Below are 23,699 nucleotides of genomic sequence, written 5' to 3'. Positions count from 1 at the left end.
GGCCGCCCCATCGCCGATAAAGGCGCGAGATCATCGCCCGCCGCCAGCGCCTCGATAAATGTCAAAGAGCGCCCGGAAGAAGCGATCGTAGACCGCCTCGCGCGGATCGCGGCGCACAGAGGCCCGCAGGTAGAGATACGGCGGCAAACGCTGCCAATCGTCACCCTGCCCGCGCGAATGCTCGGATCGCTCCGCCCATACTTCGCCGACGACGGTCACCCGACTGGCTGCGCGCACCACCGGCAGCTGCGCGTAGCACCACAGCTGGCCCCAGACGTTGGGCCACAGGTTGCTCGGAATGGCCATCCTCGACATTTTGATCTCCACCACGATCACCTCACCGGTCGTCTTGTGGCGATACACGAGATCGGGGGACGCGCGCAACGGTTCCCCGTTGACCCGCAGGTCATCGAGATGGAAGTAAGACACCATCGTGTCAGCGCCGTGGTGCAGGCCACAATGCGCGAGTTCCCACGCCGCGTGCTGCTGGTGCAGATAGTCGGCATCAACAAGGCGCAAGGCGCGATGCCGGAAAGCGAGAATCTCGGGCTCCGCCGCCAGACCGCTCTCGCGGTCATCGTCACTGCCCTCGCTACTGGCGTAGAGCGAGTAGATCCATTGCGCAAACGCGGAGGCGGACGCCCCCGGCTGCCGGGGTGGCCGCTGCTTGGCGACCCGCAAAAACTCGGATGGCACGAGCTGGAATGGCGAGGACGGAAGAAACGTCTTGGGAGGCCGATAGACGCCATGAAGGACCACAATGCGGGCGATCTGCTCCGGCGACGGCGGCGCACTCGTCCACGGGTCACAAATCTCCACCGGGCCGAAGATGGCAGCCGCACGCCGCTCGGACGCCTCGGCATTGGTATCGCCATGGAACGGTGAAAAACGGATCCTCGGCTCGGAATCGCGTCGATCGATCCGCGTGACGCCGTCTTGCGTGCTAATGGTCTGTATCTCCATGCGTGCCGATCTCGCTATTCCTGAAGCCGTAAATACGCTGGACGAGCGTGGTGTCTCAACCAGCCACACCAACCTAACCCACGGCGCGCCACGCGCCCAATTGCCCGGCGCGCCGTCAGGTCGCCCCCTCGCCAGACGGACTCTCGCTCACGAGATCCATCTCGCTTCCCCTCACCTTCCACGGTCCCTCAAAAATGCCTTCCGGGACCACTCGCCGGCATTCCCAACCAACCAGCAACCAACCCCAACCCACCCCAGCCGGCCACGGCTGGACTCGCACCGCGCGCCGAGATCCCCTGCCCCGCCGGCTTTTTTGCACACTAGAAGGCTCTTCAGTCGCCGACCTTACCGGCCACGTAGTTGAATACAGTGCGCGCGGCATTCACGGCAAGTCCCGCATCGACATCGTCCAGCAGATCTTCGTTCGGATGCGCGACGCTGGCCTGATTGCGCAACGTATTCAGCCCATCGAGCGTACTGGCCATACCGTTAGCAACCTTCTTGATCGCCTCGGCATGGGTGCCCTTTGCATCGAAAGCCGGGTGCTCCGTGCGGATCAGCTTGTAGAGCTCGGTCACTGTCGGCTGCGCCCCGTACGAGAGCTTGGCCTTGTCGCAGACCTCCCTGAGGTAGCCGTGGAGCGCCGTATGCACCCGATCCACGGCACTCGTGGGGCCACCGGATGCGAGCAGCGTCTCCGCATCATGCAAAGCCTTCCTGACCACCTCCAGCTTCGAACGGCGTGGCTTCTTCGCGGGGACATGCGGGACCTCTTCATCCGTCACAATGGCGTAGAGATCCGGGTCCTCTCGTTTGAGCGTGTTGTGCAACGACGCATCGGTCAGCAACGCCTTGAGCGCCTTGGCGTAGTCATCGAAAAGGAATTCGAGCGTTCGCAAGATGCACAGCCTATAGTCCGAGTTCCCGTACTGGGCCGACCGCAGGAGATGGTCGTTGCCATAGATCTCCTCAATGTTGTGCTCGTGCCCGAAACTGGCCCAGTCCGATTCCGAGAACCGCCTTTCGAGTACCTTTGCAAAGGTTGCAAAGGCCTTGTTGCGCTTCGCATCGTCCCCCAACAGCTTTTCAAGTGCCAAGAACATATCTTCCCTGAATTGTTATCCATTTACTGGGCATGGCGGCGCCCAGAACCTACCTGAACCAACCCCACCCACCGCGCGCCAGCGCGAATGTGGCTCCGCATACTGGTGCGGTACAGGCCGGGTGACGTCACGCGATCGTGGCCGCGATATAGTTAAAGACGGTGCGCGCAGCATTTAGCGTCAACTCCGCGTCCACGCGCGCCAGCAGCGCCTCTGTGGGATGCGCCATGCTGGCATGGTTACGCAGCGTCCCAAGCGTGTCGAGGATCTGGCCCATGCCACGCCGGATGCGATCGACCTCCTTCTTGTGCGGGCCGTCGTTCGCAAACGCCGGATGCCGTTCCCGGAGAAGCTTGAAGAGGTCGCCGATGGTCGCACCGTCCGCATAAGACAAGCCCGCTTCCGAACAGACGTGGCGAAGATAGCCATGCAGGGCGGTATGCAGCCGGTCGACAGCGCTCTCGGCGCCGCCACCGGACCGAATCAGTGTTTCCGCGTCGCGCAGCGCGCGCACCACGATCTCGCTCGACGACTCAGCGTCTGCGGCCGCCACAGTGACATGGGGCGTCCCGCTCACGGCCGCAACCACCTGTGGCACATCGGCCTCGATGGCCGACTGCAAGCGCGGATGCAGCACCAGCGCTTTCAGCACCGCGGGCTTCTCGCTATACAAGCGCACCAGCAAGTCATGCACAAGATCGGGATAGTCGTCATTACTCTTGAACTGGCTACCCTGAAGGATCCGTTGCTTAATGCCAATTTCATGCTCGAATCCAAGGTCAATCCAATCCAGTTTTTCGAATCTAGCGACGAGCGCCTTCCTCATCGCGAGAAGCAGCTTGCCACGCAGGGCAGCATCATCCATCAGATCGTCAAAGGTCGCCATCAAGTGCTCCACAAACCGGGCGTAGCCGCCGACCAGCGATCGTACCCCCAATAAGGGGTTATCGTGCTTTCGGTGCTGATTGCCACGGTTTCAGCAAGAAAACCGTTCTGTATCAACGAGTTATGCACAGAGCTTTTCGTGGGAAAGTCGTTGTGTGCAAATTGTTGATTTCAAACGAGAATTTCGTGCGCAGGCGTATCATTTTGCAGCGAAAGCACGATCCCCCCGTATAGCCAGCCGGCAGGACCTTTTCAGGGTCATCGTAGACCCCACACTCCGGAAAATGTAGGGTTCGTAAGAATCTGAAAATCCACCTAAAGCAGGCCTTCGGCGCGTGGTGCGGCTTGCTGGAAGCCGCCCCGCTCACTTCAGCGTCTTCAACCGGTTGTCCGCCGCACGCGCGCCTTCGGTACCGGGATACTTGGCCACCACCTGTTCCAGCGTTTCGCGCCCGGCAGCCTTCTGGCCGGACTCGAGCTGATTATTGGCCACCGCGATCATGGCGTCCGGCACTTTGGGATGCCTCGGGTTGGCATCGATCATTTTGTGCAGCACCCAGGTGGACCCCTTATAGTCGCGCTGCGCGTAGAGCGAGTTGCCGAGCCAGTACTGGGCCAGCGGCAGGTACGGGCTCTGCGGATACTTCTTGATAAACGACGAGAACGCATTCCCGGCGCTCTTGAAGTCGCCCGCCTGGAAATGCTTGAGCGCGGCATCGTATTCGGGCTTCTCGCCCGGCTGCGACGTGCCTTGGCGGTCTTCGACCGAAGCGTGCTGCGGCTCGAATTTCTTCAGGCGCGCATCCAGATCGGCGTAGTAGTCCTTCTGCTGCTTCTGCAGCGTCGCCACCGTGTTCTGCAGCACTTCGTTCTGGCCGCGTAGCCGCGCCAGTTCCTGGCGTAGACCTTCGAGCTGGTTCTGCAGGTCGAGCGTGGTGCGGCTGTTCTGCTCAATTCGCTGGGTCGCCGTGTCCTGGAAGCTGTTGAACTGGTCGCGCAGGTTGATGACCGTTTTGCGCGCCTGCTCATCGTGGGGTAATCGTCCTTTTGCAGCAGATTGATACGGTCAGGCTTAAAAAGACGTTCTAGAACAATGACTTAGCGGTTCTTCGTTTCGCGCTGCACCGTCCTTTCTTTGCGGATTGGTACGCGGTTGGCAGGCACTGTCTCGCCAGTATGCCTGGCCGGCCTGCGAAGCTGCTGTCGTAGCTGCCGCTGCGAAGGTACTGCCGTATTTCGGCCTCGAGCCACTGCGGTGTGCCAATCTGTGGCAGATTTTGCTCTGCGGCGTTCGATGGCAGTTATGCCATAGCCCGTCGGGTTGTTGCGCCACTGCCTCGGATCAGCGCGTCAATGTAGCGCTCGACACCGAAGCTGAGGATCCCCCGGAAGTTGATGTGCCCGGAATGCCCCGGCCCCATGCGGCGCAGCCAAGCGTCCTCGATGTTCGTGCCGCCCTTGCGAAGTCGCTCGACGACATCGTTCATGCGGTGGGTATTCCACGCCAGAACGATGTTGGTCAGAAGCGCGTGCGCCCCCGAGATCGCCGTCATCTCATCGCCTCGCCGGCCGCGTTCGTGTGGCACCCGGCCAGCATGGATCGCGCGCTGCAACTGGTGCACCGACTCCCCTCGGCTGAGCAACGTATGGATTTCGCGGCGGAAGTCTTCAATGGTCACGTAGTCGCACAGGAAGATGCTACGCAACAGCCGGCCGAGATGCTCGGCAGCTTTGTGTGCCCTGTTGGTCCGGGCAGCGCTGCCCAACCGTTGCATGGCGAGCTCAGCGCTAATGCGGCCGATACGGATCGATGCCAGCACCCGTAGGAAATCGTCCCAACCCAGGCGTATGGCTCTCAAGGACAAGCGCTTCGTGGTGACACGCTCGATCCCTTCTGGCACTTTAAACTCTGCAGGCAGATACAGTTTGCGCTCCGACAGATCGCGCAGCCGCGGGCATAGATCGAAACTCAAGCCCTTTGCCCAGGCCATCGCGGCGTTCGTGTAGCCGTGCGTGTCCACTGCCAGTAACGACAGGCGGATACGGTCCTCGCAGCGGTTGTGCTGCTCTACGCCCTCGATGGCCACCCCAGCCTGACGCTCGTTCAAGACAATCGGTTGGTCATAGACGATGCCCCACTTATCGAGCACGTGGGTGTAGATGCCGGTCGCGTAGGTGCGTCGACGTGGATCAACACGAGCGATCCACAGATGTCGTGAAACGTCCAGCGACATCATGTCGGCCGATGCCTTCTGCCCGGTGCCCCAGTTCGTGGCTAATGGGATCTTTCCTTGAAATTCAGCCACCACCTCGTTGGCCCGGCGCAAACGGCCATGGGTCTCCAGCCCTCGCATGGCAAGTGACACCTGGGCGGTGTCGATGCCGGGAATCATCGCAGCAATGCCCTTGGCATCGATCTCGGTGCCATGGGCGAGCAACGCCGCGTAGGTCGACAGCAGTTCGGGCACGGACTTCGCCCGGTGCCCGAGCAGCACCTCGCTGAAATTGGTCGAGGCGTCGACCTCCAGCAATAGGTCCGGCAATTGCACATCGCCGATTGTCTTGTAGATCAAGTCGCGTGTGCGGCGCGGTTCATCGTCCTGCTCCAGCGGCACAATCGCCGGCAGGTGAAGCATGCCATCGTCTCCTATTTCGATCTTGCCGTTAGCGGTGGCCTCGGCCACAGCAGCCACGCCAGCACGAAGCGTATCCAGTAGCTGTTCGATGTAGGTATCAGCCGCGGCTGGCAGGCCCAATAGCCCGAGATACTTGACACGGTCGCGCTCCCACTCCTTGGCAGGGATGAGCATTTGGTCGCGATCACGAAAGCGCATCGAGTGGTCAATCCATACGCTGCCCCGACGCAGGCTATTTCGTAGCGACATCATCGTGCAGGCAGAGAAGGCCTGATAGCCGCGCTTTGGGTCAGGATCATGGACGAGGTCATGCCACGCCGTGCCAACGCCGCTTTCGGTAAAGTCTTCTGGCAGAGCATTGAGCTTCCTTGTCTGCAGGTCGCGCCATGCCTTGAGGTTCGCAAAGCCGGGATCGTCCTCCCTGCCGCCGAATTCCAGGCCTTCCAGGCCCGACAGCAGAGCGTGAATCCGCTGATGGTCACCGGTCAGCGCCGCGCGCACGTGTGACGCAAAGCTCGAATGCGCCGCGTCGGTGACGACGGCAAGGTGCTTCAGGGCTTCATCCACTCGCTGCTCGGTCGACTTGCTCTTGTCTTGCAGGACGGCCTTGGCCTTGAGCGCCTGCTGCCTGTCTTCCACGGCGGAGCGGGTGTGCGTCGACTGCGCCGTGCTGGCCGCGCGTCGGAACAGATCCTGGCTGCGTCGGCTAGTCTGGTGCATCGCGATATCGGTGAGTTCCAGCAAACTCATCCGTAGAAAGCACACCAGTTCAAGCGCCTGGGTGCTCTCCTTCAGTGCTTTGGTCTTGGCCGGACGCCTTGCTTGCACCTTCTGCGCATAGGCACGCAGTTTGGGCAAAGCGATGTCATCCAGATTCCACTCGTGCACAGCGAGGGACTTCAGGTAGCGGATCTTGTCCAGCGTTTCAGCGAGGTTCTTGGGGCCGTTGCGCCTGGACGGCGCCTTGATCCACTCGAGGTGCGTTGCAGAGCCGTCAGCCCGTGGACTGCGGACGGATTCCATGCAGTGCTGCAGCGTGGCCGCCGGCACTGCGCGGTTAACCGCTGCGAGCATTTGCGCCTCGTAGGCGGAAAATGCATGCCGTGCCATGTCGGTGATCTGGCGCTGGCCGGGAATGAGGCGGCAGCGATCGTAGAGCCATCGCTGAGCGGTGGTGACAAGCTCATCCACGTCTGCCGCTGCGGCAGCTTGCACGCGGAGCATTTCCAGCAAAGCGGCCTGGCTGGTGTCATCGAACGGCTTGATGCCAAGGTGCTCCTTGACCCATTGCTGATGCTCGTACAACGTCGGGCGTCGTTGGTACAGCGTCTTCAGACTGGCAATCGACAACAGCGGCACGGAAAAAGTTTCGCACACGTACTGAAGGAGATTTCGCGGAACGGCAGCAAACCGGTCCAACGGCCGACCGAAGGCCCGGAGGCAAACGAGTTGTAGGCCGACCGCGGCGTATCTGTCGGCCCGAAACCGCTCCCGTATTGCCGCGATGTCAGCACTGGTGAGCTGAAAAAACTGCCGTAGGTCAAATTCTGTCAAGCGGGCAGGCAACTCTTCCCTGCCAACGTAGCGATACGCAAATGCCGACATCTACACTTTTCGGGGTGTCGTTCGGGTCAAAACTGTACGACAAGTGCTCGGATGGCCGCAATAAGGTCAACGAATGGGCTGCAACGCCACGCCAACAAGGGACTCTGGGCTGATTGATAACCGTATCAATCTGCAAGAAAAGGACGATTACCCCATCCTTGGAGTGCAACCTTCCACTTCGCGGTAGCCAGTTCCAGTGACACCGCCAGCACAACTTCCTCTGGGTGTGATCTATCTGCCTGATCTGTGCGCATGATGCTCTCCTTTGAGCAACCCTCGACTCGCTGATTTTAGGTATCAGTTCGTCGATCTCACCCCTGCTGCATAGGATCTAGGTAAGCGGTCTTTTGAGGGCGTCCCTTGCGGCCGCCGGCGGTATCCGCTAGGCGTCTGAGGACTTGAGCGTCCAGGGCAGCAGAGCCTCGTAGTCGTCGGCGGTCTGTGCGTGTGGCAACGCCTTGAACAAGGCAACGAGATACTGATACGGATCGACGTCGTTGGCCTTGCAGGTTTCCACCAGTGAGTAAAGACTTGCGCTGGCGTTGGCACCGGCCACGGTGTCGCAGAAGAGGAAGTTTCTCCGTCCGATCACGAATGGCCTGATCGCGTTCTCGCAGGGATTATGCCGACTCCCCGATTATGCCGCGTCATGAATCCACGCACACGACGGTTGGGCGGATCTCTGTTCCCGATCGCTCCGATTGTCGGCATTATCAAAGAGCCTCCAGGAAGGCGAGCAACGGATCTGGAGGCTTGTAGCGTGTCGGCGCGACACCGCTCGCGGTGGTGTGCGCGAGCGCGCGTTCCTTGAGTTGCATGTCGGCGTGCAAATAGATCTGAGTCGTCTCGGAGGACTCGTGGCCGAGCCAGAGCGCGATCACGGTCAGGTCGACGCCGTGATGCATCAGGCTCATCGCGGCCGTGTGCCGAAGCGTATGAGGCGTTATTGATTTCTTCTTCAGCGAGGGGCACGAGAGGCGCGCGATCTCAGCGTTGCGCGAAACGAGTCGCTGAAGAGCATCGGCACTGAGATGACCACCGCGCGAACTGGGGAAGACCGGATCACCTGGTTCGCCTGGTTGATACAGCAGCCACTGTTTCAGGACGGCAACTACATCCGGTCGCAGCGGAGTGCATCTCATCTTTCTGCCTTTGCCAAGGCAACGAACGTGGGCGCCTGTGCCGAGCGTCACATCCTGACGCCGGAGTGCGGTCAATTCGCTATTGCGCAGACCCGTTTGAACCGCTACAAGAAGCAGCGTTCGGTCGCGGTTGCCGATCCAGTTTCGTACGTCAGGCGCCCCTACCAGAGCGGCGGCCTCGCTCTCGGTCAGAAACTCAACTGGGCCGTGCTCGCAGCGTTTGGATGGGATTGCAAGAATGCGCTGACACTGCAGAAACAACGCAGGCTCGCTGACTGCGACGAACCGGAAGAAGGCATGCACGGCGGCAAGCCGCGTGTTGCGTGTGCGCACAGAATTGCCTCTGCCGTGTTCGAGGTGCTGCAGGAATTCCTCGATCAACGACACGTCGAAGTCCTCGATTCGGAGCTTTGACGGCGCGCGCCCGATATGCTTAGTGGCGAACGCCAGCAGCAGCCGGAACGTGTCACGGTAACTTGCCACCGTATGCGAACTCAGACCTTGCTGCTCGAGCAGGCGCTGGGTGAAGAAGCGCTGAACCAGGGCTGGGAGGCTGGCGGCGCTCACGGCCGTTCTCCCGGACAGTCCTTGTCGAGATAGGCTGCCGCGAGTTCAAGCAACTCAGGAACCGCTTCGATGTACCAGTACGTAAGACCGATGTTGACATGCCCGAGGTAGGCGGCAAGTTTCGGCAGTTCTCGACTTACGTCCAGACCGGCGCGATACCATTCGACCAGCCTTCCCGTCGCGAAGCTATGCCGGAAGTCCTGGAGGCGCGGGCCGTAACCATCGCGCCCATCCTCTGTCGCCGATCGCAGACCGACAGCGCGCGACATTCTGACGAACATGCTTCGTGCAGTTCCGGCCTTCAATCGCTTGCCGCGCTCACTAACCAGGAACGCCTCGCTCAATCGTGAAGGACAGAGTTGATCGCGTTTCTTGGCATAGTGTTCGAGTGCCACCCGGGTCGACTCTGCTACAGGAACAAAGCGCGATTTGCCGAACTTCGATTCCCGGATGGAGAGTATCCCGCTGACGAGGTCAACGTCGGACCGGTCGAGCCGAAGCGCTTCGCCTGGCCTGAGGCCCGTCGCTACAAGAAGCCCGATGAGCGTCGAATAGGTCAGTGCTCGCATGCCGGTTCGGGATCGCAGTTGAGCGGCGCGGGTCATAAGCAGATCAATTTCCTGCTCCGTGTAAATATGCGGGGCATTGCGCCGTCTGCGGGCACTCAGGAGTCCTGCTGGAGGAATCTGGTTTCGACCGTCAATGACGTTCATCCATCTGGCGAATCCTCTCACTTGAGAGAGGCGCCGCCCCCAGGTGGCGCGTTCGACGAGTGCGGGCGTCATCGCCCAGCGCAGAGCCAGATCGGTAGTAATGAACTCTGCGTCTTCATGTTCCAGAAGATCAACGAAATGACCGAGTGCCAATGCAGGTTCATAGAATGATGCCCCGAGAGCGCGGCGGACCGCCACGTACCGAGCGAGGGAGTCACGGATCGAAGTCATATTGCACCTCCCGCCGTGGGCCACGAGCGCGCGACCCCGCGCAGGTCCTCGAACGCGACCTTTGCATAGATCGCGGTACTGTCCGGTGAGCGGTGCCGCAAGACCTCAGCTATTTCTGCGATCGAGGCCCCGTGGCGAATCATCGTCGTCGCCAGACCGTGACGGAACAGATGTGCGGAACCACGGCACGCGGGGCGGAAACCTGCACGTGCGAAGGCCTGACAAACAATCTTGCCAATCGCCGCCGGTCCCGCCAGACCAACCCGAGGTGCCAATCTACGAAGGAATACGTGCCGCGATGCACTTGCTCCGCGACCATCGCGGAGATATGTAGCGATTGCTGCTCCGACCTCCGATGGCAGGGGGACGTGCTCCACCATCTGCCCCTTGCCATGAACGACGAGTTCCCCCGAACGCCAGTGAATGTCGTCGAGCTGCATGGCAACTATTTCTCCGGCACGTAGACCGAGCCGCGCCAACAACAGCAGGATTGCGTAGTCACGGCGCCCAGTCGGAGTCGACCGGTCTGCGGACGCAATGAGAGCTTCTTGCTGCTCAGGCGTGAGGAACGTCGGTACAGTTGACTGTCGCCACTTACGAACTGACGGCACTGACTCATACAGGTCTCGGGCCGTATCGCCGCGCAGAAAGAGGAAATGGCAGAACGAGCGAAGCGCAACTGCCATCAGCCGCGTGTACTCCGCCGATCGACCTTCGCTGTAGGTAAGGAAATGATCTCGGATCGTTACGGCGCAAAATGCATCTGCCAATATCGTTCCGTCGTTGGCCGAGTGGCTGTCGAGAAAGTCGCGAATGAAGGGGCCGTAGACGAGCAGCGAGTTCTTCGCGAGTCCACGATCCTGCCTCAGATGGTCCAGGTATCGGCGATAAATGCGCGCAATCTCGGACTGGCCGCCCAACGTCGGCGAACACACAATGGCTTCCGCGCGCAGATAGGCAAGAAACTGCCGTAAGGTGGGACGCGCACGCTGGACGCGGTCTCTTGAAGCGTCGATCATGCGATTCATAAAACGAGCCGTGACAGACTCATCGAGATCGATCAGGTCAATGTTCCTGTTCTTCATCCACCCGGAGAACACGCACAGGACTCTTCGTTTCTTGCGAAGCGATACCTCGGAATAGTGTGCCGTCCGTAGACGATCAAGAAATGCATCGATGTGATGGGCCGGCAGCCCGCCGGATTCGCTGACTGTGCGTGTTGCATTCATCTGATCTCTCCTGGCCAGCGCATTAGCCAGCCTGAGACATCATATGTTTATGCCGACACAGCGATCATGAAAGGCCATACCCACCGTCATGCGCGTGCACGACGCGGCATAATCGGGGAGCCGGCATAACTGGTGCGAAAACCAGATCCGTCCGGTTGCTCTCGGCCGGAGCAATTGGCTCTTTGCGGGATCGCTTCGGGCAGGCCGTCGCGCTGCTGCGGCCATGAGCCTCCTTCAGTCGGCCAGGCTGAACGGTCACGATCCCTACGCCTATCTCAAAGACGTTCTCACACGACTGCCAACGCAGCCCGCAAGTCGCCTCGAGGAGCTTCTGCCTCATCACTGGCAACTCCCGCAGTCCTGACCGCGGCGCTGTCGTCAAGACGGGATCACCGCGCGCTTACGATGCCGTGGAGCCCGATCCCAATAAACGGAGCACAAGATGAGAAAGACGACCTCGACTGCGTTCGCACTAGTAATCGTATGCGCTTTGGCCGGCTGTACGGCCGCGGGCAGCACCAGTGGTACCGGATCACTATCCGGCTCCGGAAGTGTGAGCCCTCAATCTAGCGCGTCGGGCACGGGCTCTAGCTCAGCCGGCAGCGCAAGCGGCTCAGCGACTGGATCAAGCACTGCCCGCTGAGGACTCAAGGACTCGACGTAAGCAAAGTAAGTCTCTGTTAGAGGGGCCTTGTGGCTGGCCGCAGAGGCCCTTCTGTTGACGAGGCGCCGTATGCAGTGCGTAATTCTCAGGAGGTCTACGCGGGCTACCGCTTGGTGAATGCGTACCGTGGTGCCGTGTGCCGGGCGGCTGATGTAGGCTCGAACCCTCTACTGGCTGCGTCCAGACATATACAAAATGGGTGGCGGGTCATCTCGGCGACCTTCGCCAGCTTTGGAGTAGGCGCCCTGGGACTTCGAATCGGGACCACCGCCATGGTTTATCGGACCCTCCTGCCCGCCGTCGGCGACATCGCCATCTCGTCTGAAGGCGCCCACTGTCTTTGGCACGCGACCTGACATCCAAGTACAGCGCCGGCGCGTCAAAAGTACAGCGCTCCGGAGCGTCAATCGTCGTCATGCCAGCGGTGCCACCTGCGATGGCGCTCTCGCCATTCACGCTCCCTCCATCGCTGTTCACGCCACTGTTCCTCGCGCCAGGCGCGCGCTTGCCAATCGTCGTCGTAATAACCGGGCGGGGGTGCCACGATTACAGGGCGTGGTGCAACATAGACAGGGGCCGGTTCGTAGTACACCGGGGGCGGCGGCGCAGCAATAACGACACCAGGGATACCGATGCCAATTCCCACGTCCACCCTTGCCTGGGCGGTACCTGACACGAGTATTGACGCGGCTGCAATTGCACAAACTGCCAAGATCTTTTGCATGATGCGATTCCGTCGAATGCTGCCAATACCTTAGAGCGTCCTCGTCCTGTTTGGTATGTGCAGAAACTAAAGCTGGTTACCTCCTGTAACGGCAGTGGGTTTTCACGGTTGACCCTCGCGGTTGAGAGCGTTGTAAGCCTTTGTATCCGCTCGCGAACTGGCGTTACGGCCAATCCGCCCCCGCAACACGCAGCTTTTTCCACCTTGAACCGAGTCCGCCCCCCGTAGCGCGCACTTGGCCACAATCCGAGTCCTGCAATTCTTCCGGTCGGGTGGATATGCTCCATAAGGCTCTTATGCAAGTCCGCCCATAGATTACGACGGCGGCCCCAATTGGTTCAAGAAAAGGTTGACCTTCCAACAAACGCAAATGATAATGCGTCGCGTTTGCAAAAAATATTACGAAGCATTACAAAACATGAGCCGAAGAATGAGAATAAAGCTTCACCCGATCTGCGCCGCGGTGGCGGGGACTTTCGTTTTTCAACCGATGGCAGCCTGGTCGCAGGCGACACCGACTGCAGCGGCGCAGCTGCCCGAGGTCACCGTCAAGGCCGACGTCAGCCGTGAGTTGGGCGCCGGCTACAACCCGCCCAACGCGCTCAGCGCAACCAAGACCGAAGCGCCGCTGCGCGACGTCCCGCAGACCGTCAACGTGGTCACCGCCGAGGTAATGCGCGACCAGCACGCCACGTCGATGCAGGACGCGCTGAAGAACGTGCCCGGCGTGTCGTTCTCACATGGCGATGGCCAGCGCGACCAGGTCTCGATCCGCGGCTTCACCGCGATCGCCGACCAGTTCGTCGATGGCATCCGCGATGACGCGCTGTACTTCCGCGACCTGTCCAACGTGGACCGCGTCGAAGTGGTCAAGGGCCCGGCGGCGGTGCTGTACGGGCGTGGCTCGGCCGGTGGCCTGATCAACCGCGTCACCAAGAAGCCTGGCATCGACGTCACCGATTTCGCGCTGAGCTACGGCATGTGGGCCGACCGCCGCGCCGAGGCCGACGTCGGCCGCGTGTTCGCCGACGGCGCCGCCGCGTTCCGCATCACCGGCGCCGTGGAGAAGGCCAACAGCTATCGCTCGCAGCAGTTCCTGGACCGCAAGGCGATCGCGCCGTCGCTGGAGCTGCGCGTCGCACCTGAGACCACCGTGCTGTTCCAGGCCGACTACCTGGAAGACCGCCGCGTCACCGACTTCGGCATCCCGGCCTACCAGGGCCGCCCGGTCGACGTGCCGGCCTCGCGCTACTACGGCGCGGCCAATGCGCGCGATGCCGACTACTCGCAGTCGCGCGTGTTCTCCGGCACTGCCACGATCAACCACCGCTTCAACCAGAACTGGTCGATCCGCAACGCCACGCGCTACTACCACTACTCGCTGGACCGCAACAACACGCTGACCTCCGCGGTCAACGAAGCGGCGCGCACGCTGACCATGAACCACGGCAATGTCCGCCGCGAGGAACATGGCTGGTTCAACCAGACCGACCTGACCCAGAAGGCCACCTTCCTGGGCATGGAGCACGAGATCCTGTACGGCATGGAGATCGGGCAGCAGAACAAGGACCAGGTCAACAACACCAAGCCGGTGCTCGGCGCCAACGGCCGCCCGGCAGTGTTCGACCTGTTCAACCCGGTGCTGATGACGCTGCCGCTGAAGGCGCCGGGCAACCCGACCACCTCGAACCTGGGCGTGTTCGACACCCTGGCGTTCTACACCCAGGACATGATCAAGTTCAGCGAGCAGTGGAAGGCGCTGGTGGGGGTGCGCTACGACAACTTCCAGCAAGAGACCAGGAACCGGATCGCAGGCCAGCGCGACCTGTCGCGCACCGACACCGCCTGGAGTCCGCGCGCCGGCCTGGTGTGGCAGCCGTCGAAGGCGCAGTCGTACTACGTGTCGTGGAGCAAGTCGTTCCAGCCGTCGGGTGAGGCCTTTGCGCTGGCGGCCAACAACGCCGACCTGGCGCCCGAGACCACCAACAACACTGAAGTCGGCGCCAAGTACGACTGGCTGAACGGCAAGGCCAGCACCACGATCTCGGTGTTCCGCCTGGAGCGCAGCAACATCAAGGTGGCCAACGCCACCAACACGGCACTACTGCCGATCGGCGAGCAGCGCACCGACGGCATCGAGATCTCCGGCGCGGCCGAGCTGGGCGGCGGCTGGCGCATGCTGGCGGGCTACGCGTACCTGGATGCCACCATCACCAAGTCCACCGCCGCGCTGCAGGGCAAGCGCGCCACCATCACGCCGCGCCACTCGGGCAACGCGTGGGTGACGAAGGACCTGGGCCACGGCTTCGGCGTGGGCGCAGGCCTCAACCTGGTGGGCGCGCGCTATGCCGATCCGCTCAACACCGTGACGCTGCCTGGCTACGTCACCGCCGACGCCATGGCCTGGTACCGCCGCGGCGCGTTCGAGGCGCAGCTGAACGTGTACAACCTGTTTGACAAGGGCTACATCGTGTCGGCGCATGGCACCAGCTCCAACCTGAACATGCCGGGTGCCCCGCGCAGCGTGATGGCGACGCTGCGGTACCGGATGTAAAGCATCCACACCGCAGTACAAACTTGTCGTAAGGCCATAAGCCACTAGAGGGCGGCTCTCAGGGCCGTCCCTTCTCTAGCTCCGGCAACCTCAATCAACGCATGGCCGCGACGAAATTTCACCCATCGACAGTAATACGAATCATTGCAATTTGTATTTGCAACATCTCTCATAAAGCTACATATCGATGCAAGAGATCTTTGTACTCGCCCACGTCCCTACTGCCCCCATTAACGAAGGTTTTCTGCCTGCCGCACGAGCACTAGGCCTGTCCGTGGTCATGCTGACTGATTGCGCCGATGCCCATCGCGCTCACTTCGCTAGCGCAGGGCTGCCCGCCTACCCGGATGATATTGTTCCGTGCGATGTCTTTAATCCGCTGGCTGCCATCGATGCCATCACCAGACGAGGTGGCAAGCCCGGCGCAGTCTTTTCCAACAGCGATCACCTGCAGACGGCCACGGCGATTGCAGCGGCCTACTTCGGCCTACCGGGCAAGGACTGGCGCACCACCTACGCCGCCAAGAACAAGGCGGAAATGCGGCGGCGGCTGGCGGAGTCGGGCATCGACACGCTGTGGCATGCGGTGGTCTGCGATACCGCCGGCCTGACTGCCCTCGCCGATGTGCCGATGCCGTGCATCGTCAAGCCGCGCGAAGGCGTGGCCAGCCAGCAGGTCAGCCTGGCGCGCAGCCACGCCGAACTGGCCGAGCATTGCGGCGCGATCTGGGTCCGGCACCCCGGCCAGGCGCTGCTGCTGGAGGAATACCTGGAGGGCCCGCTGTACACGCTGGAGACGCTCGGCGATGGCAAGGAGATCCGCGCGCTGGGCGGCTTCCGCGTGACCCTGTCGCCGCCGCCGTACTTCGTAGAACTGGAAGCCGTATGGGGCACCGGCCTGCCGGCGTCGGTCGAGGCCGAAGTCCTGGACACCATCCGCCGCTTCGGCATCGGCTTCGGCGCCTGCCACACGGAATACGTGCTGACCCCGAAGGGCCCGCGCCTCATCGAGATCAACTACCGCAGCATCGGCGACTACCGCGAGTTCCTGCTGTCCGACACGCTGCAGTTCCCGCTGTTCGAGCAGGTCCTGCGCCTGCACCTGGGCGAAGCCCTGCCGGCGCTCGAGGTACCGAAGCGGGCGGCCTGGATCCGATATTTCACGGCCCAGGCCGAAGGCACGCTGAGGCATGCGCCGTGCCACAGCCAGCATGAAGGCGACGGCGTGCGCCTGACCTACCAGCCGCTGCGCAAGGTGGGCGACGCCATTCAGCTAACCAACTCGAACAAGGATTACCTGGGCGTGCTGCGCGGCAGCGGTCCCGACCTCAAAGGTCTTGCCGCAGCGGTGGAGATGGCCAGTAGCAAGCTCGCCTGGGAGATCACACAATGACCGCGTGCCTGCCTGAAGAACCGGGGCTCTCTGCCGCGCCGGATGCGGATGCGGCTTATATTTGCGTTCGTGTCGTCGACACCTTGCTGCGCGAAGATGTCCGCGCATGCGCCAGCCGCGGCGAACTACGCGACACTGCCGCTATACCCGCCGCCACTGCGCATGGTTTCGACGCCGGCCAGCAGTGGCTGCGCGTGGCGCACCTTGGCGCCGGGACGGTGTGGATCCCGGTAACGCCCGCCCGCTACATGCAGGAATGGCGCCTGACCCGCCCGCCGCTGCTGCGCGAAGACGCCGGAGCGTTCGCCGCGCTGCATGACGTCGATGCCATCCTGGCCGCATTTGCCGGCGATCTTCCTGCCGAAGACGCACGGCTGTTCACCGCCTACGCCGATGAATGCCGTGCGGCGGTCGAGCACCGCAAGGCTTCGATGGCCGAACGCGCGCGCTGGTTCGCGCAGCCGCACAGCGCAGACGGCCACGCGCTGCCGGCATGGGACCAGCGCATGCTGCACTATGACCGCGTCGCGGGCTTCCTCGACCACCCCTACTACCCCACCGCGCGCGCCAAGCTGGGCTTTGCCGCCAGCGATCTCGCCCGCTACGCGCCCGAGTTCCAGCCCGCATTCGCGTTGAACTGGCTGGCGGTGCCGCGCGAGCGCCATCATCCCAGCGGCGACGCGCTGCCGCCGAACTGGCCGGATTTCGCCGATGTCGGCCTCGATCCCGCGCTCGCCGCATCGCATGCGCTGGTGCCCGTGCATCCGTTCGTATGGCAGCACCATCTGGACGGCTTCATGGCCGAAGCCGGGCTCGACTGCCAGGTCATCCGCGCGCCGCGCACATACCTGCGCGTGTCGCCCACCCTGTCGGTGCGCTCGCTGGTCCTGCTCGATGCGCCCGCGTGGCACGTCAAGCTGCCGCTCACGATCCGCACCCTGGGCGCCAGGAACATCCGCACCATCAAGCCCAGCACCATCGGCGACGGCCATCGCATCCAGTCACTGCTTGGCGATATCGTCCGGCGCGAACCGGGCCTCAACGGACAGGTGCTGTTCACCGATGAAGCCAACGGCGCCCATGTGGACCAGCGACCGTTCCTGGGCTACATCCTGCGCCGCTACCCCGAGCAGCAACTGGCGAACGCCACCGTGGTGTCGGTGGCCGGCCTGCTCGCCGAGACCGCAAGCGGCAACTGCGTGGCCGAGGCACTCGCCGGCCGCTACCATGGCGGCGATCTCGATGCCTGGTTCGACGCCTACCTCGCGCTCACGCTGCAACTGCACCTGACGCTATGGCTGCGCTACGGCATTGCCCTGGAGTCAAACCAGCAGAACTCGATGCTGGTCTACTCCGACGATGGCTTGCGCCTGCTGCTGAAGGACAACGATGCGGCACGCATCGACCGCGGCACGCTCGGTCGCCGCTGGCCGGCGCTGGCGGCCCGCCTCGACGGCCTGGAAGACCAGCGCATCGGCGTGGCCGAGGCGCTGCCGCTGGCGCAGATGTTCGTCACCATCACGCTGCAACTGAATATCGCGGCGCTGGTGGAAGGCCTTGCGCAGCGTCGTGGCACCGATCCGGCCGCCGGCTACGCGCGCGTGCGGGACCACGTGGCGGCCGTGCTTGCCGACCTGGCCGCCGCCGGCGAAGACACCGGCTTCGCCCGCCAGGTGCTGCTCGACGACGACCGCCTGCACCTCAAGTACCTGCTGACCGCTGCATCGCTGGTGGAGAAGGCGCAGACCGGCGCAACCGACGTCAACAAGTTCTACGGCAAGCGCGCGCCCAACTTCCTGCGGGTGGCCGCATGAGCGCGGGCACGCGACAGGTGGTCGCGGTGGTGATGCTATGCCATTTCATCGCCGCCTTCGCGGCGCTGGGCATGCCGCCGTTCTTCGCGCTGATCCTGCAGCGCTCGCTGCATAACGACGTGCCGTGGCTCGCGGGCGCGTTCTACGTGGTGCCGACGCTGCTGGCGGCGCTGTCGGCGCCATGGTGGGGCCGGCTCGCGGACCGCTTCGGCAAGAAGCCGCTGCTGATGCGCGCGCAACTGGGGCTGGCGGCAAGCTTCCTGCTGGCCAGCTATGCGACCAACTCGTTTGCGTTCCTGGCGGCCCTGGTTCTGCAGGGCGTGCTGGGCGGCACGTTCTCGGCCTCCAACGCCTACCTGGCAACGGTCGCCAGCGGCACCACGCTCACGCGCAGCCTGACGGCGATGCAGTGGTCGGCGCGCGCCGCGCTGGTAGCGGCGCCCGCCTGCCTGGGCCTGTGGATGGGGGCGGAATCGCCGATCGTGCTGTACCGCTGGCTGGCCTTGCTGCCGCTGGCCGCCGCGGCGCTGATCGCATGGCTGCCTGCCGGCGAAGCCACCGGCGCTGCGAAGCGCCCGGCAACACGCGCGGGCGGCGCAAGCGTATCGGCGCCAGCCACGCCGCGGCAGATCTACGTGCTGCAGTTCGCCTTCGTGTTCGCCACCGTGGTGACGTTCCCGTACTTCATCCCCGACATGCAGCAGCGCATGCCTGCCATCTCCGCGGCCACGGCCGGCCTGCTGTTCGGCCTGCCCCACCTGGTGTACCTGGCCGCGGCACCGTTGCTGTCGCGGCGGCTGGGGCTGGCCCCGTCGCTGGGGCTGCTCGCCACCGCCTACGGCACGCTGGTGATCGCCCTGCTGGCCCAAGCGGCGCCGCTCGGCCTGCCGGCGCTGGTGGCCTGGCGCCTGCTGATGGGCATCGCCATGACGGCCGGCTTTATCGCGCTGCATGCGCTGGTCGCAAGCGTGGTGCACGCCGGCAACGCCGGCCGCACCTTCGGCTGGTTCGAAAGCAGTTCCAAATGGGGTGGCGTGGTGGCCGGGCTTGGCGCCGGCGCGGCAGTCAGCCTGGCCGGCCAGCGCGCGCCTTACCTGCTAGGCGCCGCGCTGCTCGCGCCGGCCGTCGCCTACCTGCTCCTTACCGCCCGACAGCGCATAAGCGCACTCTGATCCCTCCCGAGAACGAGGTCACAAGACAATGCAAGTGCAAACCAAGATGGAACATGCCGGCACGCGCCGCGTATTGACGGAACTGGCGGAACTGGCCGCCGCGCGGCGCTGCCAGGAAACACTGCTGAACTGCTACTGCCGCGAGGTCGCGGCCCCCGCCGGCCAGTTGCGCGTCGGCCCGCCCGCCGGGCACAACGACTGGCCCGCGACCATCGCCATGACGCTGCAGCGCGAGCCGGCCCAAGTGCTGGAAGTGCAGCTGCCGCATATCCACGGCCGGCTGCTGTCCGTGGTCGGCGGTGCCTGGCTGACCGGCAACTACCGCTACCTCTCGCCGGTATTCCACAAGGCCGAGAACAAGCCGTGGGCACTGCTCGACTGGGAAGCGCTGGCCGCGCTGCTGTTGCGCGAGATGGCGCAGCAGCACGAGCTGCCGCCCAACACCGAGCTGATGGAGCAGATCCGCAACAGCGTCGCCGTGAGCACGGAAGTGCTGTCCGTGCCGGTGCCCGCCACGATTCCTGCCGATCCGGTGGAGGCCTATATCGATTCCGAGCAATCGCTGACCTTCGGCCATCCGTTCCACCCCACGCCGAAGAGCCGGCAGGGCTTCTCCGACGATGACCTGCTGCGCTACTCGCCGGAGTTGCGCACCCGCTTTCCGCTGGCATGGTTCGCGGTGCCGCGCGGCGACATCGCGCAGCAGTCGCTGCGCGACGCCAGTTGCGACCAGTTGATCGCAGCGAATGCCCCCGCCGTGCCGGCCGACCGCGTGGCGGTACCGGTCCACCCCTGGCAGGCAGGCTACCTGCGCGAGCATCCGCTGGTGCACGATGCGCTGGCGAGCGGCCGCCTGCAGGACCTGGGCACGCAGGGCGCGGACTTCTTTCCCACCTCGTCGATCCGGACCCTGTACCAGCCCGGCAACCCGTACTTCTACAAGCTGTCGCTGAACATCCGCATTACCAACTGCGTGCGCAAGAACGCCTGGTACGAGCTGGAAAGCGCCATGCACGTCAACCGCGTGCTGCGTCCGCTGTTGCCGGACCTGGCGCGGCTGTTCCCAGGCCTGGCGCTGATGGAGGAGCCGGCCTTCCTGTCGGTCGACCTCAAGGACGCCGATACCGAGCAGAACCGCCAGGTCATCGAAGGCTTCGGCCTGATCCTGCGCCAGAGTGTGGATACGCTGCGCGCGCCCGACTGCGTGCCGCTGCTGGCCGGCTCGCTGTTCGGCAACCATTACTACGGCGAAGCGCGCATGCAGCGGCTGCTGGCGGCGCTCGCCGCGCAGGCCGGGACCACGGTGGATGCCATGACCGAGCGCTGGTTCTCCGCCTATGTGTCGCAACTGCTCTACCCGGTCTTCCATCTCTTCTTCGCGCATGGCGTCATCTTCGAACCGCACCTGCAGAACGTGGTGCTGGGCCTGCGCCAGGACCTGCCCGCGCAACTCTTCCTGCGCGACTTCGAGGGGGTGAAGCTGACGCCGTCGTGCCATCCCGCGTCTTCCATGCCAGAACTCAGTGAACGCGCGCGGTCGTCGCTGTGGTACGACGAAGAACAGGGCTGGAACCGCGTCGCCTATTGCCTGTTCGTCAACAACCTGTGCGAGGTCATCGCCCAGCTGGGTGGCAGCCGCCCGGCCATGACCACGCGGCTGTGGTCGGTCGTGCGCCATCACTTGCATACCTACCAGCATCGCTACGGCAACGCGGCCTCGGCCCGGCGCATCAACGGCCTGCTCGCCGGCAGCCCGTTCCCGGCCAAGACCAATTTCAGCAACCGCTTCTTCCAGCGCGCCGACCGCGCCTCGACTTACGTGCCCGTCGCCAATCCCATTCCCTTCGCCGGCGTGGAGGCGGCATGGCAATGACCGCCCCCGAACTGCGCTGGTCGCGCGTCACCGACCACCTGCAGAACGCGCTTGCAAATGCGCTTGCCAACGCCAGCGCCCCGCTCAGCACCTACGTCTACGACCTGGAGGCGCTGCGGCGCCATGCCACCGCCACCGCGCGCGGCCTGCCGCCGGGTTTCGAGCTGTTCTACGCGATCAAGGCCAACTCCGACCTGCCGATCCTGCAGACGCTGGCGCCGCTGGCGCACGGCTTCGAGATTTCCTCCGGCGGCGAACTGGCCTGGGTGCGCGAGCATTTTGCCGACGTGCCGCTGATCTTCAGCGGCCCCGGCAAGACCGATGCGGAACTGGCCGGCGCGCTGGAGCTCGGCGTCGAGGCGCTGCACGTGGAAAGCCTGCATGAACTCGAACGCCTGGCCTGGCTCGCGCGCGCGCGCGGCGTCACCGCCCCGGTGCTGCTGCGCGTCAACCTGGCCATTGAAGGCCTGCAGGCCACCACGCTGATGATGGGCGGCAAGCCCACTCCGTTCGGCATCGCCGGAGATCAGCTCCCCGCGTGCCTAGCGTGGCTGCGCGCACACCCGGAAATCCGTCTGCGCGGCTTCCATTTCCACCTGATGTCGCACCAGCTCGACGCCGCCGCCCACCTGCGCCTGCTCGACGCCTACCTGCAACAGGTCAGGCGCTGGCGCGCGGAATACGGGCTCGACACGCTGGACCAGGTCAACGTCGGCGGCGGCATCGGCGTCAATTACCGCGAGCCCGAGCGGCAGTTCGACTGGGCCGGCTTTGCCGAAGGCCTGCCGGCGCTGTCGGCGCAGCGCGACGGGCTGACCGTGCGCCTTGAATGCGGGCGCTATATCACCGCCTTCTGCGGCTACTACGCGATGGAAGTGATCGACGTCAAGCACGCCTTCGACCGCGCCTTCGTCGTGGCCTGCGGCGGCACGCACCACTTCCGCACGCCCTATGCGCAAGGGCACAGCCACCCGTTCCGGGTGCTGCCGGTCGAGTCGTGGCGCTATCCGTTTGCCCGCCCCGGCGTGCGGGACGCGCGCGTCAGCGTGGTCGGCCAGCTCTGCACGCCGAAGGACGTCCTCGCGCAGGACGCGCCGGTGGACAGTGTGCGTGCCGGAGACATGGTGGTGTTCCCGTATGCCGGCGCCTACGCCTGGCATATCTCGCACCATGACTTCCTGCGCCACCCGCACCCGCAGCACTGCTACCTTGCTGCGGAGGATGCTCATGCTGCAGCCTAACCGGCTAAAGGCCGCACTCGCTGCCGGGCGCGAGGTGTTCGGGCTGCTCAATTCCCTGCCATTGCCGCTGGTGACCGAAATGATCGGCTATGCCGGCTTCGACTTTGTGATCCTGGATCTTGAGCACGTTGGGGTAAATCCACAGACGCTGGAAAACATGATTCGTGCCGCGGAATGCGCCGGCATCACTGCCCTGGTACGAGTGCCTCGGGCGGCGCCGGATATCATTCTGCGCGTGCTGGATGCCGGGGCGCAGGGCATCGTGGTGCCCCACGTGCGCAGTCGGGCGGAGGCCGAGCTGGCGGTCAACAGTACCCGCTACCATCCGCTCGGCACGCGCGGCATTACTGGGGGCCGGACGACCGGCTTCGGCACGCTGACGTTGCCGGCCTACTTCCAGCGGGCCAACTGGGAGCTGATGGTGGTGGCCATGATCGAGGACCGGGAAGGTGTAGACGCCATTGACGAAATTGTCGCTGTACCGGGCATCGACATGGTGCTCGAAGGCGCGATCGACCTGTCGCAAAGTTTTGGCGTGCCGGCTGATGCGCAGCATCCCTCAGTTCAAGCCGCAATCCAGCGCATCGCGCAAGCCTGCCAGGCGCGTGGTGTGCCTTTCTGTGCCATCCCCCGCGCTATCGGGCAGTGCGAGCACTGGCGAGAACTGGGCGTCCACGCTTTTCTGCTCGGCGATGACCGCGCTACGGCCTTTCGGGCCATGAAGCAGTTGCTGACGGGCTATCGGTAACAACCGTGGTGTGAATTGGCAGCCGCACCTGCGCACGCACGCGCGGGTCCAGCGCGTAGCCTGCAGGGCCGGCGGTGAAATATCGGTCACGGAAATCCAGCGGGCCACTGCGGAAGGCGTTGCCGCCGTACTCGCCATGGCGCGCGCGCCAGCGCACGGGCGCTAACGTCGACCGCGTCGATGCGGAAGCGCGCCGTGGGCACGCCGGCATCGAGCAGGGCTATGGCGATCGAATAGGGTTCGAGGCGGTGGTGGTGCCCGAGACCCTGTTCTTCCGGCATCGCGAGGCGCTGCTGGTGCTGGCCCGCTTTGCCGCCGAGCGCGCCAATGCCGAGGGCACGCGCACGCTTTTACCCCTTTTACCCGGTGGCTGACCCGATACGTCGGCGCGCGGACTGAATGGCGCCGCATTCGTTGCCGGCCATCGCGGAGAGAGGAAATC

The 23,699-nt window shown here is 63.7% G+C and carries 15 protein-coding genes and 4 pseudogenes; 8 read left to right on the top strand and 11 right to left on the bottom strand.

All coding sequences use genetic code 11. The features are described 5' to 3' along the window. Positions 1-30: 30 nt before the first annotated feature. The 9 genes and pseudogenes from AC1Q6V_RS24490 to AC1Q6V_RS24450 all read right to left on the bottom strand — a co-directional run bounded on the left by AC1Q6V_RS24490 (position 31) and on the right by AC1Q6V_RS24450 (position 11,074). A complete protein-coding gene (locus AC1Q6V_RS24490) occupies positions 31-963 on the bottom strand; it encodes a hypothetical protein (RefSeq protein ID WP_011154064.1) in 933 nt (310 codons plus the stop codon). A 332-nt stretch (positions 964-1,295) separates the two neighbouring features. After that, complete coding sequence (locus AC1Q6V_RS24485) at positions 1,296-2,060, bottom strand: abortive infection family protein (RefSeq protein WP_162166401.1); 765 nt, start codon at positions 2,058-2,060, stop codon at positions 1,296-1,298. Positions 2,061-2,193: 133 nt separating this feature from the next. Further along, entirely contained in the window at positions 2,194-2,952 is a 759-nt protein-coding gene (locus tag AC1Q6V_RS24480; RefSeq protein WP_011154062.1) for an abortive infection family protein, read from the bottom strand. A gap of 363 nt (positions 2,953-3,315) precedes the next feature. Then, positions 3,316-3,981 (bottom strand): annotated as a pseudogene (gene ybgF, locus AC1Q6V_RS24475) (tol-pal system protein YbgF); the annotation flags it as partial. Between the two features lie 271 nt (positions 3,982-4,252). Next, positions 4,253-7,192, bottom strand: coding sequence for a Tn3-like element IS882 family transposase (locus tag AC1Q6V_RS24470; protein WP_011154060.1), 2,940 nt, complete (start codon positions 7,190-7,192; stop codon positions 4,253-4,255). Positions 7,193-7,574: 382 nt separating this feature from the next. Beyond that, positions 7,575-7,817 (bottom strand): annotated as a pseudogene (locus AC1Q6V_RS24465) (transposase domain-containing protein); the annotation flags it as partial. Between the two features lie 88 nt (positions 7,818-7,905). Next, complete coding sequence (locus AC1Q6V_RS24460) at positions 7,906-8,901, bottom strand: tyrosine-type recombinase/integrase (RefSeq protein WP_454750067.1); 996 nt, start codon at positions 8,899-8,901, stop codon at positions 7,906-7,908. Beyond that, on the bottom strand, positions 8,898-9,845 hold the full coding sequence (locus AC1Q6V_RS24455; protein WP_011154051.1) for a tyrosine-type recombinase/integrase: 948 nt from the start codon (positions 9,843-9,845) through the stop codon (positions 8,898-8,900). Before AC1Q6V_RS24455 ends, AC1Q6V_RS24460 begins: the two co-directional genes overlap by 4 nt. Beyond that, positions 9,842-11,074 carry a site-specific integrase gene (locus AC1Q6V_RS24450; RefSeq protein WP_011154050.1) on the bottom strand — a complete coding sequence of 411 codons (1,233 nt, stop codon included), beginning with the start codon at positions 11,072-11,074 and terminating at the stop codon, positions 9,842-9,844. Before AC1Q6V_RS24450 ends, AC1Q6V_RS24455 begins: the two co-directional genes overlap by 4 nt. Before the next feature lie 124 nt (positions 11,075-11,198). Here AC1Q6V_RS24450 and AC1Q6V_RS24445 point away from each other — a divergent pair. After that, a pseudogene (locus AC1Q6V_RS24445) lies at positions 11,199-11,438 on the top strand (transposase domain-containing protein); the annotation flags it as partial. 703 nt (positions 11,439-12,141) lie between these two features. Here the strand turns inward: AC1Q6V_RS24445 and AC1Q6V_RS24440 are convergent. Next, positions 12,142-12,462, bottom strand: a complete 321-nt coding sequence (locus tag AC1Q6V_RS24440) for a hypothetical protein (protein WP_011154048.1) — start codon at positions 12,460-12,462, stop codon at positions 12,142-12,144. A gap of 430 nt (positions 12,463-12,892) precedes the next feature. Here AC1Q6V_RS24440 and AC1Q6V_RS24435 point away from each other — a divergent pair, with 430 nt between their 5' ends. From AC1Q6V_RS24435 to AC1Q6V_RS24405, 7 genes are all read left to right on the top strand, one after another. After that, positions 12,893-15,016: a TonB-dependent receptor gene (locus tag AC1Q6V_RS24435; protein WP_041688647.1), complete on the top strand. Its 2,124-nt coding sequence runs from the start codon at positions 12,893-12,895 to the stop codon at positions 15,014-15,016. Between the two features lie 280 nt (positions 15,017-15,296). Then, positions 15,297-16,409 (top strand): ATP-grasp domain-containing protein, encoded by a 1,113-nt coding sequence (locus AC1Q6V_RS24430; RefSeq protein ID WP_454750305.1) that lies wholly within the window; start codon positions 15,297-15,299, stop codon positions 16,407-16,409. Further along, positions 16,406-18,223 carry an IucA/IucC family protein gene (locus AC1Q6V_RS24425; RefSeq protein WP_011154045.1) on the top strand — a complete coding sequence of 606 codons (1,818 nt, stop codon included), beginning with the start codon at positions 16,406-16,408 and terminating at the stop codon, positions 18,221-18,223. The genes AC1Q6V_RS24430 and AC1Q6V_RS24425 overlap by 4 nt, the downstream gene beginning before the upstream one ends. Next, entirely contained in the window at positions 18,220-19,395 is a 1,176-nt protein-coding gene (locus tag AC1Q6V_RS24420) for an MFS transporter (protein ID WP_011154044.1), read from the top strand. The genes AC1Q6V_RS24425 and AC1Q6V_RS24420 overlap by 4 nt, the downstream gene beginning before the upstream one ends. A gap of 28 nt (positions 19,396-19,423) precedes the next feature. Then, a complete protein-coding gene (locus tag AC1Q6V_RS24415; RefSeq protein ID WP_011154043.1) occupies positions 19,424-21,268 on the top strand; it encodes an IucA/IucC family protein in 1,845 nt (614 codons plus the stop codon). Next, positions 21,265-22,509, top strand: a complete 1,245-nt coding sequence (locus AC1Q6V_RS24410) for a type III PLP-dependent enzyme (protein ID WP_041688643.1) — start codon at positions 21,265-21,267, stop codon at positions 22,507-22,509. Before AC1Q6V_RS24415 ends, AC1Q6V_RS24410 begins: the two co-directional genes overlap by 4 nt. Beyond that, complete coding sequence (locus AC1Q6V_RS24405) at positions 22,496-23,257, top strand: HpcH/HpaI aldolase family protein (protein WP_011154041.1); 762 nt, start codon at positions 22,496-22,498, stop codon at positions 23,255-23,257. Before AC1Q6V_RS24410 ends, AC1Q6V_RS24405 begins: the two co-directional genes overlap by 14 nt. Before the next feature lie 19 nt (positions 23,258-23,276). Here the strand turns inward: AC1Q6V_RS24405 and AC1Q6V_RS24400 are convergent. Continuing rightward, a pseudogene (locus AC1Q6V_RS24400) lies at positions 23,277-23,499 on the bottom strand (CheR family methyltransferase); the annotation flags it as partial. Positions 23,500-23,699 lie beyond the last annotated feature (200 nt).

The organism is Cupriavidus sp. GW823-FHT07B10 (assembly GCF_058794355.1).
The sequence above is the reverse complement of the archived record's forward strand: the minus strand, read 5'-3'. Positions and strand labels throughout refer to the sequence as shown.